The organism is Pacificibacter maritimus, assembly GCF_003814915.1.
Taxonomy (GTDB): Bacteria; Pseudomonadota; Alphaproteobacteria; order Rhodobacterales; family Rhodobacteraceae; genus Celeribacter; species Celeribacter maritimus.
This window is the reverse complement of record NZ_RKQK01000001.1, coordinates 980932-996225: the sequence shown is the minus strand read 5'-3', so window position 1 is coordinate 996225 and position 15294 is coordinate 980932. Positions and strand designations below refer to the sequence as shown.

At 51.3% G+C, this 15294-nt stretch carries 17 protein-coding genes and 1 tRNA gene; 7 read left to right on the top strand and 11 right to left on the bottom strand.

Annotation, left to right across the window (positions count from 1 at the left end; genetic code table 11):
- Window positions 1-260 precede the first annotated feature (260 nt).
- A complete protein-coding gene (gene infC / locus EDD53_RS04610; protein WP_123791995.1) occupies window positions 261-806 on the bottom strand; it encodes a translation initiation factor IF-3 in 546 nt (181 codons plus the stop codon).
- A 197-nt stretch (window positions 807-1003) separates the two neighbouring features.
- On the opposite strand from infC, the gene EDD53_RS04605 reads away from it, so the two are divergent.
- Window positions 1004-1858 carry a translation initiation factor 3 gene (locus tag EDD53_RS04605; protein WP_123791994.1) on the top strand — a complete coding sequence of 285 codons (855 nt, stop codon included), beginning with the start codon at window positions 1004-1006 and terminating at the stop codon, window positions 1856-1858.
- Window positions 1859-1998: 140 nt separating this feature from the next.
- Here the strand turns inward: EDD53_RS04605 and EDD53_RS04600 are convergent, their stop codons facing one another.
- The 5 genes from EDD53_RS04600 to EDD53_RS04580 form a co-directional block, all read right to left on the bottom strand.
- Window positions 1999-2832, bottom strand: a complete 834-nt coding sequence (locus EDD53_RS04600; protein ID WP_123792399.1) for a ferredoxin--NADP reductase — start codon at window positions 2830-2832, stop codon at window positions 1999-2001.
- 110 nt (window positions 2833-2942) lie between these two features.
- Entirely contained in the window at window positions 2943-3323 is a 381-nt protein-coding gene (locus EDD53_RS04595) for a DUF934 domain-containing protein (RefSeq protein WP_123791993.1), read from the bottom strand.
- Window positions 3320-4117 (bottom strand): phosphoadenylyl-sulfate reductase, encoded by a 798-nt coding sequence (locus EDD53_RS04590; protein ID WP_123791992.1) that lies wholly within the window; start codon window positions 4115-4117, stop codon window positions 3320-3322. The genes EDD53_RS04595 and EDD53_RS04590 overlap by 4 nt, the downstream gene beginning before the upstream one ends.
- A complete protein-coding gene (locus tag EDD53_RS04585) occupies window positions 4107-5777 on the bottom strand; it encodes a nitrite/sulfite reductase (protein WP_123791991.1) in 1671 nt (556 codons plus the stop codon). The genes EDD53_RS04590 and EDD53_RS04585 overlap by 11 nt, the downstream gene beginning before the upstream one ends.
- Window positions 5778-5779: 2 nt before the next feature.
- Window positions 5780-6076, bottom strand: coding sequence for a DUF2849 domain-containing protein (locus tag EDD53_RS04580; RefSeq protein WP_123791990.1), 297 nt, complete (start codon window positions 6074-6076; stop codon window positions 5780-5782).
- Window positions 6077-6218: 142 nt separating this feature from the next.
- Here EDD53_RS04580 and EDD53_RS04575 point away from each other — a divergent pair, with 142 nt between their 5' ends.
- Window positions 6219-6680 carry an Lrp/AsnC family transcriptional regulator gene (locus EDD53_RS04575; RefSeq protein WP_123791989.1) on the top strand — a complete coding sequence of 154 codons (462 nt, stop codon included), beginning with the start codon at window positions 6219-6221 and terminating at the stop codon, window positions 6678-6680.
- A 12-nt stretch (window positions 6681-6692) separates the two neighbouring features.
- On the opposite strand, the gene trpE is transcribed toward EDD53_RS04575, so the two are convergent.
- Together trpE and EDD53_RS04565 are read right to left on the bottom strand one after the other, a co-directional pair.
- Entirely contained in the window at window positions 6693-8207 is a 1515-nt protein-coding gene (gene trpE, locus EDD53_RS04570) for an anthranilate synthase component I (protein WP_123791988.1), read from the bottom strand.
- A gap of 31 nt (window positions 8208-8238) precedes the next feature.
- A complete protein-coding gene (locus EDD53_RS04565) occupies window positions 8239-10089 on the bottom strand; it encodes a peptidyl-prolyl cis-trans isomerase (RefSeq protein ID WP_123791987.1) in 1851 nt (616 codons plus the stop codon).
- Window positions 10090-10443: 354 nt separating this feature from the next.
- On the opposite strand from EDD53_RS04565, the gene EDD53_RS04560 reads away from it, so the two are divergent.
- Window positions 10444-10731, top strand: coding sequence for a hypothetical protein (locus EDD53_RS04560; protein ID WP_123791986.1), 288 nt, complete (start codon window positions 10444-10446; stop codon window positions 10729-10731).
- A gap of 40 nt (window positions 10732-10771) precedes the next feature.
- Here the strand turns inward: EDD53_RS04560 and gpt are convergent, their stop codons facing one another.
- The 3 genes from gpt to fabI are packed head-to-tail and all read right to left on the bottom strand — an operon-like array spanning window position 10772 to window position 12712.
- Window positions 10772-11275, bottom strand: a complete 504-nt coding sequence (gene gpt / locus EDD53_RS04555; protein ID WP_123791985.1) for a xanthine phosphoribosyltransferase — start codon at window positions 11273-11275, stop codon at window positions 10772-10774.
- 10 nt (window positions 11276-11285) lie between these two features.
- Complete coding sequence (locus EDD53_RS04550) at window positions 11286-11903, bottom strand: LysE family translocator (protein ID WP_123791984.1); 618 nt, start codon at window positions 11901-11903, stop codon at window positions 11286-11288.
- Window positions 11904-11908: 5 nt separating this feature from the next.
- A complete protein-coding gene (gene fabI, locus EDD53_RS04545; RefSeq protein WP_123791983.1) occupies window positions 11909-12712 on the bottom strand; it encodes an enoyl-ACP reductase FabI in 804 nt (267 codons plus the stop codon).
- 210 nt (window positions 12713-12922) lie between these two features.
- Here fabI and pdxH point away from each other — a divergent pair, with 210 nt between their 5' ends.
- From pdxH to EDD53_RS04525, 4 genes are all read left to right on the top strand, one after another.
- The gene (gene pdxH / locus EDD53_RS04540) at window positions 12923-13531 is read left to right on the top strand and encodes a pyridoxamine 5'-phosphate oxidase (RefSeq protein ID WP_123791982.1); all 609 of its coding nucleotides are present in this window, start codon (window positions 12923-12925) and stop codon (window positions 13529-13531) included.
- 156 nt (window positions 13532-13687) lie between these two features.
- Window positions 13688-14257 carry a cold-shock protein gene (locus EDD53_RS04535; RefSeq protein WP_123791981.1) on the top strand — a complete coding sequence of 190 codons (570 nt, stop codon included), beginning with the start codon at window positions 13688-13690 and terminating at the stop codon, window positions 14255-14257.
- A gap of 94 nt (window positions 14258-14351) precedes the next feature.
- Window positions 14352-14861, top strand: coding sequence for a DUF192 domain-containing protein (locus tag EDD53_RS04530; RefSeq protein ID WP_170162679.1), 510 nt, complete (start codon window positions 14352-14354; stop codon window positions 14859-14861).
- 41 nt (window positions 14862-14902) lie between these two features.
- Window positions 14903-14979, top strand: a tRNA-Pro gene (locus EDD53_RS04525).
- Window positions 14980-15294 lie beyond the last annotated feature (315 nt).

Genomic DNA, 15294 nt, shown 5'->3' with positions numbered 1-15294 from the left:
GACCTTGGCGTCGCAGGTAGTGCGTTTTCCTGCGACGCTTTTTTTGCCAATGAGGCATCCCTTGTAAATCTGGATACGCGTTTCTTCGCGCGATTCGTCTATTTTCAGGCGAGAGCGATCAAAATGGACTGCGCAAAATAATACCCCCGAAACGATCCGCTTCGGGGGTAACCCTGCCAGACTTGGCCCTGCGATGTCGCAGGCGTCTGATGGTGCCGCCCGATTGCTTCGGGCGTGCGACCGTGATATTTTGCGTTATTTTAACGCGGCAGTGGTCCGACCATCATGATCATTTGACGGCCTTCCATTTTTGGCATGCTTTCAACTTTACCGATCTCTTTCACGTCAACTGCGACGCGTTCAAGAAGCTGACGCCCCAAATCTTGGTGGGCCATTTCGCGGCCACGGAAACGCAAAGTTACTTTAACTTTATCGCCGTTTTCCAAGAATTTTAAGACGTTACGCATTTTGACTTGGTAGTCATGCACATCCGTACCAGGACGGAATTTAACCTCTTTGATCTCGATAATCTTTTGCTTTTTGCGTGCTTCAGATTCACGTTTTTGCTGTTCGTATTTGAACTTACCAAAATCCATGATCTTACAAACAGGTGGGGTCGCATTTGGCGAAATCTCGACAAGGTCAAGACCTGCTTGGGCGGCTAAATCCATTGCACGTGCGGGCGTAACAACGCCGACGTTTTCACCCTCTGCTCCGATAAGGCGCACCTCTGGGCAGCGAATGCGTTCATTCGTGCGAGGGCCAGTATCACGTTGGGGCGGGGCATTGTGAGGTCTGCGGGCTATGATGAGCTCCTATTAGCTGTTCATGTTCTATGCGCGAAAAATAGGGGTTTTATCGGGGGCTTACAACCGCAAACTCGGCATCAATGTGCTTGTTTGTAAGAAAGGGGAGTTTTCTGCGCTTTGAAACCCTTTTAATTGCAGGTGCAGCATGCGATATGGATGACATAAAGGAAATTGTATCTCGTGAGGATCAAGAAATGACCAATCGTTTTGTTACTGCAGCTGTTGCAACTGGCCTAGCGCTAAGCCTTGCCGCTTGTAAAGAAGAAGAAAAAGTAGCTGAAACAACTGAAGCAACAGTTGAAGCCACTGAAACAACTGCTGAAGCTGCTGGAGAGACTGCTGGCTCAATGCTTGACGCTGCAAAAGATGCGGTATCAGACGCGGCGGACGCTGCAACTGAGATGGCCGAAGATGCGGCTGACGCAGCTGGAGATGCAGTAGACAGCGCGACAGAAATGGCATCGGATGCAGCAGATGCGGCAACCGAAATGGCATCTGACGCAGTTGATGCAACATCTGAGATGGCGTCTGATGCTGCGGATGCGGCTGGCGCTGCGGTAGACGGCGCGACAGAAATGGCGACTGATGCTGCGGATGCTGCAACTGACATGGCAACTGAAGCGGCTGATGGCGCAAAAGATGCGGCGACTGCTGCAACTGACATGGCGAGCGACGCAATGGACGATGCTGAAGCAATGGCGACTGACGCTGCTGAAGGTGCGGATGCAATGGCAACTGACGCTGTCGAAGGTGCTGAAGCAATGGCAACTGACGCTGCTGAAGGCGCTGAAGCAATGGCGACTGACGCTGCCGAAGGCGCTGAAGCAATGGCAACTGACGCAACCCCAGAGTTTTCAATTGCAGCTGCTAAAGAAGTTTTGACCGTTGACGGCTTTGATATCGACAAAGCAAAAGACTTGATCGAAGCGGCACCAATGTTGGATGCACAAGCAAAAGTCACAGTGATTTCTGGTATTGAGCAAGCTCAAAACAACCCAGTTATCTTGGAAAAAATCTTGGAAAAAGCCCGCACTTTGATGGGTCTCTAAGATTATAAGCATAGCTTAGACAGGGGCCGCGCAGCATGTCTGTGCGGCCCTTTTTTTATGCCGCAACCCCAAATAGGCCCAAGAAAAAAGCCCGCATTTTCATGCGAGCTTTCTATTTCAATCAGCAAAATTAGTATGGATCAGTCGACAAAAGCCTTTTCGACCACATATTCTTTTGGCTCAGAGTTCGCGCCCTCACGCAGACCAAAGCCATCCAAAATTTCCATGATGTCTTTGTTGAATGCCAAGTTGCCACAGACCATACCGCGATCTGTTTCAGGGTTGATAGGATCAATGCCGAGATCTTCAAAGACTTTGCCAGATATCAGGTTGTCAGTTACACGGCCCATTTGGTGAAATTCTTCACGCGTGGTGGTTGGGTAATACCGCAGTTTGCCAACTTCGATTTCTGAAAGCATTTCATCGGATTTGATGTGCTCAACCAGCTTGCGGCCATATTCCAATTCACCCACTTCGCGGCAGGTGTGCATCAGAATGACTTCGTCGTATTTCTCGTAGACTTCAGGCTCACGCATCAATGACGCGAAGGGGGCGATACCTGTGCCTGTGGCAAACATCCACAAACGCTTGCCCGGCAAAATCGCATCTGTCACCAAAGTCCCAACAGGTTTGGGGCGCAAGATGATTTCATCGCCAACTTTGATGTGCTGTAACTTGGACGTCAAAGGACCGTCTTGCACCTTGATCGAGTAGAATTCCAATTCTTCATCCCAAGACGGCGAAGCAATGGAATAAGCGCGCATCAGTGGTTTTTGCACGCCCGTTTCAGGGTGCGCATCGCCCATGAGGCCGATCATCACGAATTCGCCAGAGCGAAAGCGCAGCGTTTGTGGGCGCTCAACCTTGAACGAAAACAAACGATCGGTCCAATGGGTGACTTCTGTCACTTTTGCTGCATTTGGCAAAGCGGGAACTGCTTTGGGTTTTTCTGTCACGGCTGTTTGTTCTGTCATATCACTCATTGCCCTGTCTAGCTAAGGGCCCTTTTTGCTTGGGATGATCCCAGATCGCTTTGATGTAGATCATGCTGGCGCAGGCGCCAAACCCGTGATCTGTGGTCGTCTTATACGGTCGCTGCGCGGCGCACGCGGGCTTGATAATCATGGGCTTGCCAATTGGCGCGGGCGAGCCACTGATCTTGCGGTTGACGGGCGGCCAAATCATCGTCGATGGACACTTCATCAAAGCCAGAGCGGCGTGCCATGGCATATTGATCCGCAATCACATGGCCATTTGCGCGCAAGCGGCCTTTGAAGCCAGCAAGACGCAACATCTTGGCCAAGGTGAAGCCGCGCCCGTCTGCGAAGCTGGGGAAATCAATGCGGATCGCCGCTGCACCTGCGAATTGTGCCAATGTCGATGGATCAGTATCTGACGCCAGATCAAGCCATTCGCCTGTGAAATCTTCAGCCACAAAGCCGCTGTCTTGTACAATCACGCTCATGCTGCGTCTCCTTTTGTGCTGCTGTCGGATGTCTCTGCCACTGGCAGGGGGCCGCGCACCATTTTGCCATCCACAAAGTGAATGCCACATTCGATTTTTTCCTGACCACGCCAGCGTCCAGCGCGGGGATCTTCGCCTTCTTTAACAGGGGATGTGCAAGGCGCACAGCCGATAGACGGGTATCCTTTTGCCACCAGCGGATGGCGGGGCAGGCGGTTGTTTATCATGTAATCTTTGACATCCTCAGGCGCCCAATGGGCCAAAGGATTGATTTTGATCCGCGTGTCCAATTCGTTTTCAAAGAAATCCAAGGTTGAACGAGATCCCGCTTGAAAGCGTTTGCGCCCTGTAATCCATGCGTCAAATCCTTCCATCGCGTCTTGCAACGGAACAGTTTTACGCAGATCACAACACGCATCAGTATCGCGCTGGTTCAACGTGCCATCAGGGTCAATCTTAGCCACATTCGCGGGCTTTGGTTGAATACGGCGCACATCGCGCAGATCCAGTTTGTCGATCAACTCAAGCTGATAGTCGATGGTTTCCTGAAACAGCATTTGCGTGTCGATAAAGATCACAGGCGTGTCGGGTTTCATCACTGAAATCATGTGCAACAACACAACAGATTCAGCGCCGAAACTAGACACCAAGGCAATGCGACCCAGCTCTGCATCACGCAAAGCCAGTTCCAGCACCGAGGTGGCAGAGTGGTTCACGTAGCGCGCATTCAAGCGCGCCACACGTTCATCCACTGTGCCAAATTCTTGCGCTAAAAGTGCGGCCTCATGCGGCATTAGCTTTGTCCTCTTTCGGTGGATAAAGCGCCGTTTTGAATGGGCCCATGCCAAGGCGGCGGTAGGTTTCTAGGAATGTTTCATCTGAGTCCAAGCGGACTTCCAAATAGGCGTAGATCAAGCGTTCGATCGCTGGAATGATTTCATCATATGCAAATCCTGGCCCCGTGCGATCGCCAATTACAGTGGTTTCAGTGCCGTCGCCACCCAAAGTGATCTGATAGTTTTCAACACCCGCACGATCCAAGCCCAAGATGCCGATATGGCCCACGTGGTGGTGACCACAGGCGTTGATGCAGCCTGAAATCTTGATCTTAAGCTGGCCGATTTCATGTTCCAGTTTTAACTCATCAAACCGCGAAGCAATGCCTTGGGCCACAGGAATAGACCGCGCAGTCGCCAAAGCACAGTAATCCATACCAGGGCAGGCGATAATATCAGACACAAGGCCCGCGTTTGCTGTCGCCAGATCGTTGCTCTTCAAAATCGCGTGCAGGGCAGGCAGGTTTGATTTGTGAACATGTGGCAAGATCACGTTTTGCTCATGAGAAATGCGCAATTCGTCATGGGCATAATCACGCGCCAGTTGTGCCATGGACCGCATTTGATCTGCAGATGCATCCCCAGGTGTGGCGCCAGGTTTCTTCAAAGAAATCGTAACAATGGCATAGGCGTCATTCTTGTGCGCCGCCAGATTTGTGTCAGCCCAAGCGCGGAATACAGGATCATTTTCATAGGCACGCTCATAGGCATCGACAGGCTTGTCGATGAACAAAGGTGGCATGAAATGTTGTTCGATCTGTGCCAGCATTTCCATATCAATGCCGCCAAAAGTCGGTTTGATTTGTGCGAAACGCGCGTCGACACGGGCGCGAATATCTTCGATACCATGTTCGTGAACGGTGATCTTGATGCGCGCTTTGTATTTGTTGTCGCGGCGGCCCAAAAGGTTCCACACAGATACAGTTGCCTCGATATAGGGCAACAAATCTGCAAAGGGCACAAAGTCATTAAGCGTTTTGCCAACCATAGGTGTGCGGCCAAGGCCTCCGCCCACGATGACTTCAGCGCCTTTGACGCCATTTTGTTCTTTCAAAACCAAGCCAATATCATGGGCGCGCACGACTGCACGGTCGTTCGGCGCGCCTGTGACCGCAACTTTAAATTTACGTGGCAAGAACTGGAATTCGGGGTGATCGGTTGACCATTGACGGATCAATTCAGCCACTGGGCGTGGATCAAATTCTTCGTCCGCCGCAGCACCTGCAAAATGATCTGCCGTTACGTTGCGAATTGTGTTGCCTGATGTTTGAATCGCATGCATGCCCACATCTGCCAAAGCTTCCAGCATAGCGGGGACGTCTGGCAGTTTGGGCCAGTTGTACTGAATGTTTTGGCGTGTGGTGAAGTGGCCATAGCCCTTGTCATATTTTTCAGCCAGCATTGCCAGTTGATCCATTTGATCGGGGTTCAAGGTGCCATATGGGATGGCCACGCGCAGCATGTAAGCGTGCAATTGCAGGTACAGACCATTCATCAAACGCAGGGGGCGGAATTCTTCTTCGGTCAAAGACCCGTCGATGCGACGTTCTACTTGGCCTGTAAATTGCGCCACACGTTCGCGTACGAAAGCTTCGTCAAAATCATTGTAGGAATACATGTTTAAAGCTCCGCCTGTTTGCCGTGATTGTGGTTGGATGGACCTGTGCGGCGAAAATCTTCGCGAAAATGCACAGGCTCTGGGCCGTTTTCACCTTGGACCGCATCCACAAGATAGGCGCCGACGATCATGCCATCTTTTGCGGCAAAGGCCAAACGTGCCTCTGCTTCGTCTTGTTGGTCAAACAAAGCCGCATCGCTTAGATCGCGCACCCATGTGTTTTGGGCTGATAAATAAATGACATCGCCTTCAAGCAAGGCGTTGGCAGTGACAATCTTGGGCGTAAAAGGGCGGGCCATGTGCGATCCAGTCTTGTGAAATTTCTACTCTGTATTAGAACATTGTCCTGCTAATATGCTATGGGTTGCAGGGAATAAGGATATTTGTTCCATCGTGAGGCCCTGTGTGGGCATAGTTTCTTTGATTTGGGAGAAAACCGAAATGGCAGTCCTATTGGATGCAATGGATCGGAAAATTTTGGGTGAATTGCAAGTGGATGCAAGCCAATCTTTGGACGAAATTGCCAAGAAAGTAGGGTCTTCTAAGACACCTGTGTGGAATCGCATCCGTAAAATGCGCGAAAATGGCGTGATCGGGCAACAAACCGTTATTCTTGATCCAGACGCTCTTGGACTTGAGGCGTGTTTCTTTGTTTTGGTCAAAACCAATGCGCATGAGGCGGGCTGGCAGGAAAAGTTTTTGCAAGTGCTCAAACGGCGCCCCGAAGTGCTGGAAGCGCACCGTTTGGCAGGCGAAATCGACTATATTTTGAAAGTGCGCGTGACCAATGCAAAGGCGTATGACGCCTTTTATCAAGCGCTGATTCAAGAGGTAAACATCTACAACGTCACCGCATTGCTTTCGATGGAAGAAATCAAATCAACCACAGAATTGCCGCTTTAAAACCTGTCGTACTTAGGAATTTCCAGAGCGTGTGAACAGTCCAGCCTCTCGCGCGGCTGCACGCAGAGCATTCGACTTGTTGACGGTTTCCTCAAATTCAAGCTGTGGATCGCTGTCATAAACAACCCCGCCACCGGCTTGGATATACAGCTTTTTGTCTTTCAAAATGCTGGTGCGCAGCGCGATGCAAATATCCATATCGCCGCCAGATGAGAAATAGCCAACACCGCCGCCATAGATGCCGCGCTTTTCGGGTTCTAACTCATCAATGATTTCCATCGCACGCACTTTTGGTGCGCCTGAAACAGTGCCCGCGGGCATGCCTGAAAGCAAAGCAGACAGCGCGTCTTGGTCATCGGCCAATTCGCCCACCACATTGGACACGATGTGCATCACATGGCTGTAGCGTTCGATGGTGAATTCTTCTGTTGGATGCACAGTGCCGATTTTTGACACCTTGCCCGTATCGTTGCGCCCTAAATCCAGCAGCATCAAATGCTCTGCCAGTTCCTTTTTGTCGGCCAGCAAATCCAGCTCAAGCGCCTTGTCTTGCTCAGGCGTTGCACCGCGTTTACGGGTGCCTGCGATGGGGCGAATGGTGACCTGTTTGTTTTTGACTTGCACCAAAATTTCAGGGCTGGCCCCGATAACTTGAAAGGCGCCAAAGTTGAAAAAGAACATATAGGGTGACGGGTTTGTGCGGCGCAAAGACCTGTATAGCGCGAAAGGCGGCAAGGAGAAATCTTGGGTCCAGCGTTGCGCAGGGACCACTTGAAAAATATCGCCCGCCTCGATGTATTCTTTCGCTTTATTTACCGCTTGTTTGTAGCCCTCTTGGGTAAAGTTTGACACGGCCTCTGGCACATCAACACTTTCACCCAGATCATGAGATGTGCCTTCAGGCGCGCGTTCTAAATCACGCAGCGCATCCATCACCCGCTCTGCGGCTTGCGCATAAGCGGCGCGTGCGGATTGACCAGATTTGACCCAAGCAGGTGATACAATGGTGACATCGCCTTTTACGCCATCCAAAACTGCGATCACTGTGGGGCGCATCAAAATCGCATCTGGCGTGCCAATTGGATCTGGATTCACATTGGGCAAATGTTCAACAAGGCGGATCATATCATAGCCAAGATAGCCAAACAGCCCAGCAGAGGGAGAGGGCAAATCACTCGGCAGGTCGATTTTGCTTTCGTGAATCAGGGCGCGCAGTGAGGTCAAAGGGTCGGTGGTTTCGACAGTGAAGGCTTTGGAATCGAAACGCGCATCGCGGTTTATCTGCGCTGTCGTGCCATCGCATTTCCACACCAGATCAGGCTTCATCCCGATGATCGAATGCCGCCCACGCACTTCGCCGCCTGTGACGGATTCCAAAATAAAACTGTCGGTACGTGCGCCTGACAGTTTCAGCATAATGGACACAGGCGTGTCCAAATCAGCCGCGACTTTGGCAAAGACCACTTGGTTTTCACCTGCCGTATAAGCGGCTTCGAAGGCTTCAAACGAGGGGATGATCTTTGCCATTGTGTATGACCTTTTTATACGTCTGTCGTTGTTACGGCAGTTGAGCGTGGATGGCAGAAATCGCCGTGTCATTGATTGAAACACCATCTCGTGCACGCAGTGCGTTCGAGAATGCTGCAATCACATCTTGGGCTGCGCCTTGCGCGGCTGATGTAATGTAACTGTCAGCAATTGCAGCGTTTTCTTCGGTGTCCTCAGGGGGCATGACCGCATCGATAGAGGCGATGACAACCTGACCCGCACCTTGAACAAGTGTTGTGGTGCCTGCCTTGAGCTCTGGGGCAAAGACCGCATCTATAAAGCCTTCTGGCATGGTAGAAATGAAGTCTTGGCGGGTGATCGCGTCAAATGTTTCCATCGGCAATTCAAGATCGGCCAACGGCGTGCCTGCGGCCACTTGGCTTTCCAGTTCTTGCGCTCTCACCAGCATCTGACGTGCAGATTCTTTGACTTGCCAATCCGCGATAACTTGGTCGCGCACCTCGTCCAAAGGTTTCAAAGTGGCAGGCACGATTTCATTCAAACGCAGGGCAAAGATGCCGCCATCTGATAGCTGGATCACTTCTGGGAAATCATCTGTTGAGGCGGCTTGCACAGCTGCATCAAAATCGGTGTAAAGCGCAATCGGTTCCTCTGACGCAGGGGTCCAACCCATCGTGCCAAGTTCCATGCGGGTTTCTTGTGCCACTTCTTCCAAAGTCGCGCCAGATGCCAAGAGGTCATCGATATCTTCAAGCATGTCCGAAATTTCACGGCGTGCAGCATCGGCAGCCATCTCGATTGATAGATCGTCACGCGCCTCTTCGAAACTCACTTCTGTCGCTTCTAATAGACCATTCACGCGGAACAGGGCAGGGCCCAAATCCGTTTCGATCACGTCAGATACACCATCCACGTCGAGTGAAAACACATCGTTCGCAGCCCTGCCCAGATCGGCACGTGACACATCGCCCATATCGGTATCAATTACCTGTAGGCCGCGCGCTGCAATCTCGTCTTCGAAGGTGCTTTCACCTGCGGCCAAACGCTCAGATGCGGCTGCGGCTTCTTCAGCTGTGCCAAAGACCAAACGTTCGACAAGACGGCGTTCAGCTTGGATAAACTGTTCGATGTTTTCGTCGTAAATCTGGCGTAGGCTGTCTTCATCCAAATCGACCTCATCGGCCAGCATCGCAGGCGTCAGCCAGACATAGCTTACATCGCGGGTCTCTGGCGTTGTATAGGCCTCAGGTGTGGCGTCGTATTGCTCTTTGATGTTGACTTCGGTTGGAACTGGGGTGCCCAGCAACAGAGCGTTTTGATCCAAAATCGCCACAGAAATCGTGCGGCGTTCGCCGATCCATTCGACCACAACATCGCCGTAGGCTTCGGGCATGGTGATGCCTGTTGTCAATGCGCCCTGCAATAAGGTGCGCGATAGGTCTTCGCGCAAACCCGCTTCAAAGCTTGTTGGGTTTTCTCCTACACGGCTCAGCGTGGCGCGATAGGATGCAGAATCAAAGGTGCCGTCGAGCCCCTGAAAACTAGGAATCGACAAGAGTTGTTCGCGCACCGCAGCATCGCCCACAGAGAGGCTCAAGCGGGCCGTTTCATTGTCGAGGGCGGCTTGATTGAAAAGCTGACCCAACACGCGCTCGGGAATGCCAATCTGTTCGGCTTGCGCGATGGACATAGGCTGGCCAATTTGCTGTTCAAAACGGCTAATTTCCGATGTCAGTGCATTTGCATAGGCATTGGCATCGATATCACGGTCACCGACTTTGCCAACACTGTTAACTGTGCCCCCGAAATTGGCCGTGCCAAATCCACCAAGACCCACGATCAAAAGACCGAGAATGCCCCAGACCACCATTTTTTTGCCTGTGCCAGTGCTGCGCGCCATTGTGTATCGTCTCCCATCAAACTGCGAAATACCTAGGGGGTTCGGCGGATACTCGCAAGACAGTTCACGCCCGAAACCACGATCATTCTGGGTTTGAGGCTCAAAAAGCCGAGAGTTTTAGTTGATTTGCGTCTTGTGATGGCACTCAGGGTGTTTTTCAGGTGCCAGAAAACTGCTCAGTTCAGGGCGTTTGCGACTTAGAATTGATCAAGAGAGCGAATTTTAGAGAGCGAAAGAGTCGCAATATCGTTTTGGTAACCTTTTGCGCAACATTCTTAGAAATACTCAAGGGAGTGGTGCGAAAGAAACGCGCACGACTCAATGTAGAAAATAATGTAAGTTTAAGAGGTTACTATGCAGAGAGATCAGGTGCTTTTCGATTTAGACGCGGCGTTGGACTATGCGACTTTGCGCAATAATAGTGACTGGGACGTGCTGTCACAAATGCTCGATGATATTCGTGAGATGTCTTACGGTGTTTTACCGCTGCAAAAGGCCTTTTTCATTCGCAGCGCCTGTTCTGCGGTCGAACATGTGGCCAAGGCAGCTGAACCTCAATCCGCCTATCGTTCTGCCGCAGATGCAATTGCGCGCGTGCGCGCCTTTGGAGACCTTGGCAGTCACGATTTAACGGCAGCCTAAACCAAAAACGCGCCCCGTAAGGGCGCGTAAATGCGTATTATCAGTCTTTTCCGCGATAGGGCTGCACATATTGCAAGGCCATATCCCATGGGAAAAAGATCCAAGTGTCTTGCGAAACCTCTGTGACGAATGTGTCGACCTGCGGGCGGCCTTGGGGTTTTGCGTAAACAGTCGCGAAATGCGCGTTCGGGTATAATTCACGCACCAATTCAAGTGTTTTGCCGCTATCGACCAAGTCGTCGATGATCAAAATACCAGTGCCATCGCCGATCATATCCGCATCAGGGGATTTCAAGACCTGCGCAGACCCTTGATCTTGGTGGTCATAAGATTTCACCGAAATTGTATCAACTGTGCGAATGTCCAATTCGCGTGCGATAATCATTGCGGGGGCCATGCCGCCACGGGTGATCGCAACGACTGCACGCCATGCGCCGCCATCGGGGCCCTTGCCATCTAAACGCCAAGCCAAGGCGCGGCTATCGCGATGAAGTTGGTCCCAAGAAATGTGAAAACCTTTTTCGTGAGGCAGGCGGTCAGTCATGATTTAGTCCTTAGCTGAGCACAAGTTTTGCGCTGAGAGCGGCAAGTAAAACGCCAAAAATACGGTCGATCGACGTTTTTAGGTTAAGATAGGCGCGGCGGGTGCGCTCAAGTGAAAAGATTCGTGATACAATGATATTCCACACACAATCGTTAAAAAAGATAATACCGAGTACAGCAAGGTAAACCCAAACGGGGGGATGCTCTGGTATCAGTCCCAAAAAGATTGTGCCAAAGAATAATGCAGGTTTAGGACTGGCCAATTGTGTTTTGATGCCAAGCCAGACCGCCTTTGGTGGTGTTAAGCCTTTGTGGCCTTTGATATCTTCTGTCTCCATAGGCTCGGGGGCGTGTTTCCATATTTTATAGGCCAAATAGCCCAAATATAGCCCGCCGACGACTTTCAACACGATCAACAAAAAAGGTGCCACTTGGAACAAAAGCGCCAAGCCAAACAGGGCAGCGAGAGCCCAAAGGCAAGCCCCAAGCCCCAATCCAACCGCAATGCAAGCACCAGACAACATCCCGTCGCGCAGGGCAGTGCGCGCGGCCATTAAAACAGCTGGCCCCGGCGCTACCGCCGCGGCCAGATGAATAAAGTAAAACGCAACAAGCGCAGTGAGCGTCACAAGGGTTAGCCTTTGGTGATGTCAGGCGCGTCGACGGCTTTCATGCCGACAACGTGATATCCTGCGTCAACGTGATGGGTTTCACCCGTCACGCCAGCACCCAAATCAGACAATAGATACAAAGCCGATCCGCCCACATCATCAATGGTCACATTGCGGCGCAGCGGTGAATTGTATTCGTTCCACTTCATAATGTAGCGGAAATCCCCAATGCCAGAGGCGGCCAATGTTTTGATTGGGCCTGCTGAGATAGAGTTGACGCGAATACCATCTTTGCCGAGATCCTCGGCCAAGTAGCGTACAGAGGCTTCCAAAGCGGCTTTTGCCACACCCATGACATTATAATGCGGCATAACGCGCTCTGCACCATAGTACGTCATCGTCAACATAGAGCCGCCATCGGTCATAAGCTTGGCCGCGCGTTGCGCGACAGCTGTGAAGGAATAGACAGAAATATCCATGGTTAAGTTAAAGTTGTCGCGGGTCGTGTCGACATAGCGGCCACGCAATTCGCCTTTGTCCGAGAAGCCGATCGCGTGAACGACGAAATCAATCTTGCCCCATTTTTCTTCGATTTGCGCAAAAAGAGCGTCAACTGAAGCCCCATCAGAGACATCACATTCGACAACAAAATCAGACCCAAGACGTTCCGCCAAGGGATCAACACGCTTTTTCAACTGCTCGCCTTGGTATGAAAAGCACAGCTCTGCACCGTGCTCAGCCAAAGCTTTCGCGATGCCCCAAGCGATTGATTTGTCATTCGCGAGCCCCATGATCAGGCCACGTTTTCCGTCCATAAGTTTTGTCATGGTCGGTTCTCCCACCGATAAATACTACATTACCATAGGCTTTATGCGGTTTGCGGCGCGCTATCAAGTCTGGGATAGTGAGGCAAAACAGGAATGCACGTAGGGAAAACAAGAATGCACAGATCTGTGAGCGTTTTGATCGGCTCATGGACTTGCTGTTGCGGCAAATAGGCTCTATCCATTTCGCAAAACGCTAAAGGAGATCAGAACATGGCCGTCAAGCGCGCAGGCATTTTCAAAGGAGATGATCCATTTGAAATCGCTCGGCTTTGGTTGGCTGAGGCTGAAACGACTGAGCTGAATGATCCAAACGCGATCGCTTTATCGACCGTCGATGCAGATGGATTGCCAAATGCGCGTATGGTGTTACTGAAAGCGATCGAAGACGATGCTTTTGTGTTTTTTACCAATTACGAAAGTGCCAAAGCGTGCGAACTGGATGGCGCAGGAAAGGCGGCATTTGTGATGCATTGGAAAAGCCTGCAACGCCAAGTGCGTGTACGTGGATTGATCGTGCGCGAAACCGATGAGGCTTCTGACGCTTATTACAATTCACGGGCTTTAGGCAGCCGTATCGGCGCTTGGGCGTCACAACAATCACGCCCTTTGGCCTCTAAAGCTGCATTGATGGAAGCAGTGGCCAAGGCGGGCGTAAAGCACGGCGTTTCGCCAAAGCGCCCTCCGTTTTGGGGCGGGTATCGAGTTTTACCGTTGGAAATTGAGTTCTGGGCCGCGGGCGAATTTCGCCTGCATGATCGGTTCCGTTGGCGGCGCATAGATCTACACGCCCCATGGGAAATCGAGCGCTTAAACCCTTAGAATGACGTTAAGTTAACAATGCCTATTGGACAAAAAGACAGGTCTATAGGTCTTGCTACTCTATGAGTATTGGCCCAGTTTGGGCGTGGGATGAGAGGCGGTAGCCTCATAAGTTTGAAGCGCCATGCATTCGGCGCTCCAAAAGAGATGGGATTTATGAGCGACAGTACAACAGAAAGATCAGTGTCGGGACATGTGAAGTGGTTCGACCCTGCACGTGGTTTCGGGTTCGTCGTATCAGATGAAGGTGGCGCTGATATTTTGCTACATGCAAATGTCTTACGCGTCTTTGGGCAAAGCACAGTTGCTGACGCAGCACGCATTACTTTGACCGTGCAAGATACCGACCGAGGCATTCAAGCAATTAATGTTTTGGCGATTGAGCCGCCCGAAACCTCCTCAGGCCCTTCTTTGGAAGATTTGGAACATTTGAAAGTGACCGATCTGGATGTGCCTTTGGTGCCATCACGGGTCAAATGGTTCGATAAAAGCAAGGGCTTCGGATTTGCAAATATCTTTGGCGATGGCGAAGACATATTTGTCCATGTCGAGGTGCTGCGTCGATCTGGTTTGGCGGATTTGATGCCAGGCGAAGCAATCGCACTGCGGGTCATTGATGGGCGTCGTGGACGTATGGCCGCGCAGGTCGTTCCATGGGATGCTGCAGCGCGCGACACCCCAGAATTTGAACATGTTCAAGCGGAACACATAGATGAAGATGCTTAAACGCAAATCAATCAGGGTCGCATCTTTTGCGGCCCTTTTTTGTAATCCCCTGAAGGGATATCTGCGCGATCACGGCAGGTGGGCGCCAATTTTCATGATCACTTTGTCCATTGCGCTAGGGGCGCAGGCGTCATTTGGCCAAGGGCGACATCAGGGCGAGGGGCAGGGCGCTGCGAGCGCGTCCAATGCCCCTTTATGCGATCCCAATACCGTTCAGATCGTCACCCAAGACGGCCCTGTGCCCTTTTCAATCGCATTGGCGCAAACTGCGGCAGAACGATCCCGTGGATTGATGTATGTGGCCTCTATGCCAGAGGATATGGGCATGCTGTTCGTCTATGAAAAAGCAGGGCCCGTCAGCTTTTGGATGAAGAACACACTGATTCCATTAGATATGATTTTCACCGACACGCGCGGTGTGATTGTTTCGATTCATAAAAATGCGATTCCTCATGATGAAACACCAATTTTTGGTGGGAACGCCATTTTTTCGGTTTTGGAACTAAATGCTGGGGTTTCTGAGGCTAAAAACATTAAAATTGGCGATGTGCTTTTGCATCCTGCCTACGATTTTTACACTTCTTTGCCTTGTGGTGCGAAATAGGGGTTTTCATCCCCGAACAGGCACCGTATAGAAGCCTCAGTCGGGGCGTAGCGCAGCCTGGTAGCGCGACGGTTTTGGGTACCGTAGGTCGCAAGTTCGAATCTTGCCGTCCCGACCATTTTCCAAATGAGATATACCACAGCGTCCACCCTTGCATTTGCACTATGGGGTCTGGGCGCTTGTTGTGTTTGACGCTCTTGTGCCTCTAGATCTTGGGGGGCGCGGTCGGTGAGTCGTCTGTGTCGGTAGAATCATGACGCTGACGGACTGCGTAAAAGTCAGGATGATTCGTGAAATTTTGCCGCTGTCTCTCTATGGCTGTGATTTTTACGCACACCCCTAGCGTGTATTCTAATTTAGTATTCCCCCCCTAAAAGTGCCTATTTAACGTGGATTTAACCATATTTTGCTGAGAGTTAGACGATTTTTTCGT

Excerpts from the sequence above, each read along its gene's own strand:
- EDD53_RS04605 (WP_123791994.1), top strand. The coding sequence starts at position 1,004 with ATGACCAATCGTTTTGTTACTGCAGCTGTTGCAACTGGCCTAGCGCTA.
- EDD53_RS04600 (WP_123792399.1), bottom strand. The coding sequence starts at position 2,832 with ATGACAGAACAAACAGCCGTGACAGAAAAACCCAAAGCAGTTCCCGCT.
- EDD53_RS04595 (WP_123791993.1), bottom strand. The coding sequence starts at position 3,323 with ATGAGCGTGATTGTACAAGACAGCGGCTTTGTGGCTGAAGATTTCACA.
- EDD53_RS04590 (WP_123791992.1), bottom strand. The coding sequence starts at position 4,117 with ATGCCGCATGAGGCCGCACTTTTAGCGCAAGAATTTGGCACAGTGGAT.
- EDD53_RS04585 (WP_123791991.1), bottom strand. The coding sequence starts at position 5,777 with ATGTATTCCTACAATGATTTTGACGAAGCTTTCGTACGCGAACGTGTG.
- EDD53_RS04580 (WP_123791990.1), bottom strand. The coding sequence starts at position 6,076 with ATGGCCCGCCCTTTTACGCCCAAGATTGTCACTGCCAACGCCTTGCTT.
- EDD53_RS04575 (WP_123791989.1), top strand. The coding sequence starts at position 6,219 with ATGGCAGTCCTATTGGATGCAATGGATCGGAAAATTTTGGGTGAATTG.
- trpE (WP_123791988.1), bottom strand. The coding sequence starts at position 8,207 with ATGGCAAAGATCATCCCCTCGTTTGAAGCCTTCGAAGCCGCTTATACG.
- EDD53_RS04565 (WP_123791987.1), bottom strand. The coding sequence starts at position 10,089 with ATGGCGCGCAGCACTGGCACAGGCAAAAAAATGGTGGTCTGGGGCATT.
- EDD53_RS04560 (WP_123791986.1), top strand. The coding sequence starts at position 10,444 with ATGCAGAGAGATCAGGTGCTTTTCGATTTAGACGCGGCGTTGGACTAT.
- gpt (WP_123791985.1), bottom strand. The coding sequence starts at position 11,275 with ATGACTGACCGCCTGCCTCACGAAAAAGGTTTTCACATTTCTTGGGAC.
- fabI (WP_123791983.1), bottom strand. The coding sequence starts at position 12,712 with ATGACAAAACTTATGGACGGAAAACGTGGCCTGATCATGGGGCTCGCG.
- pdxH (WP_123791982.1), top strand. The coding sequence starts at position 12,923 with ATGGCCGTCAAGCGCGCAGGCATTTTCAAAGGAGATGATCCATTTGAA.
- EDD53_RS04535 (WP_123791981.1), top strand. The coding sequence starts at position 13,688 with ATGAGCGACAGTACAACAGAAAGATCAGTGTCGGGACATGTGAAGTGG.
- EDD53_RS04530 (WP_170162679.1), top strand. The coding sequence starts at position 14,352 with ATGATCACTTTGTCCATTGCGCTAGGGGCGCAGGCGTCATTTGGCCAA.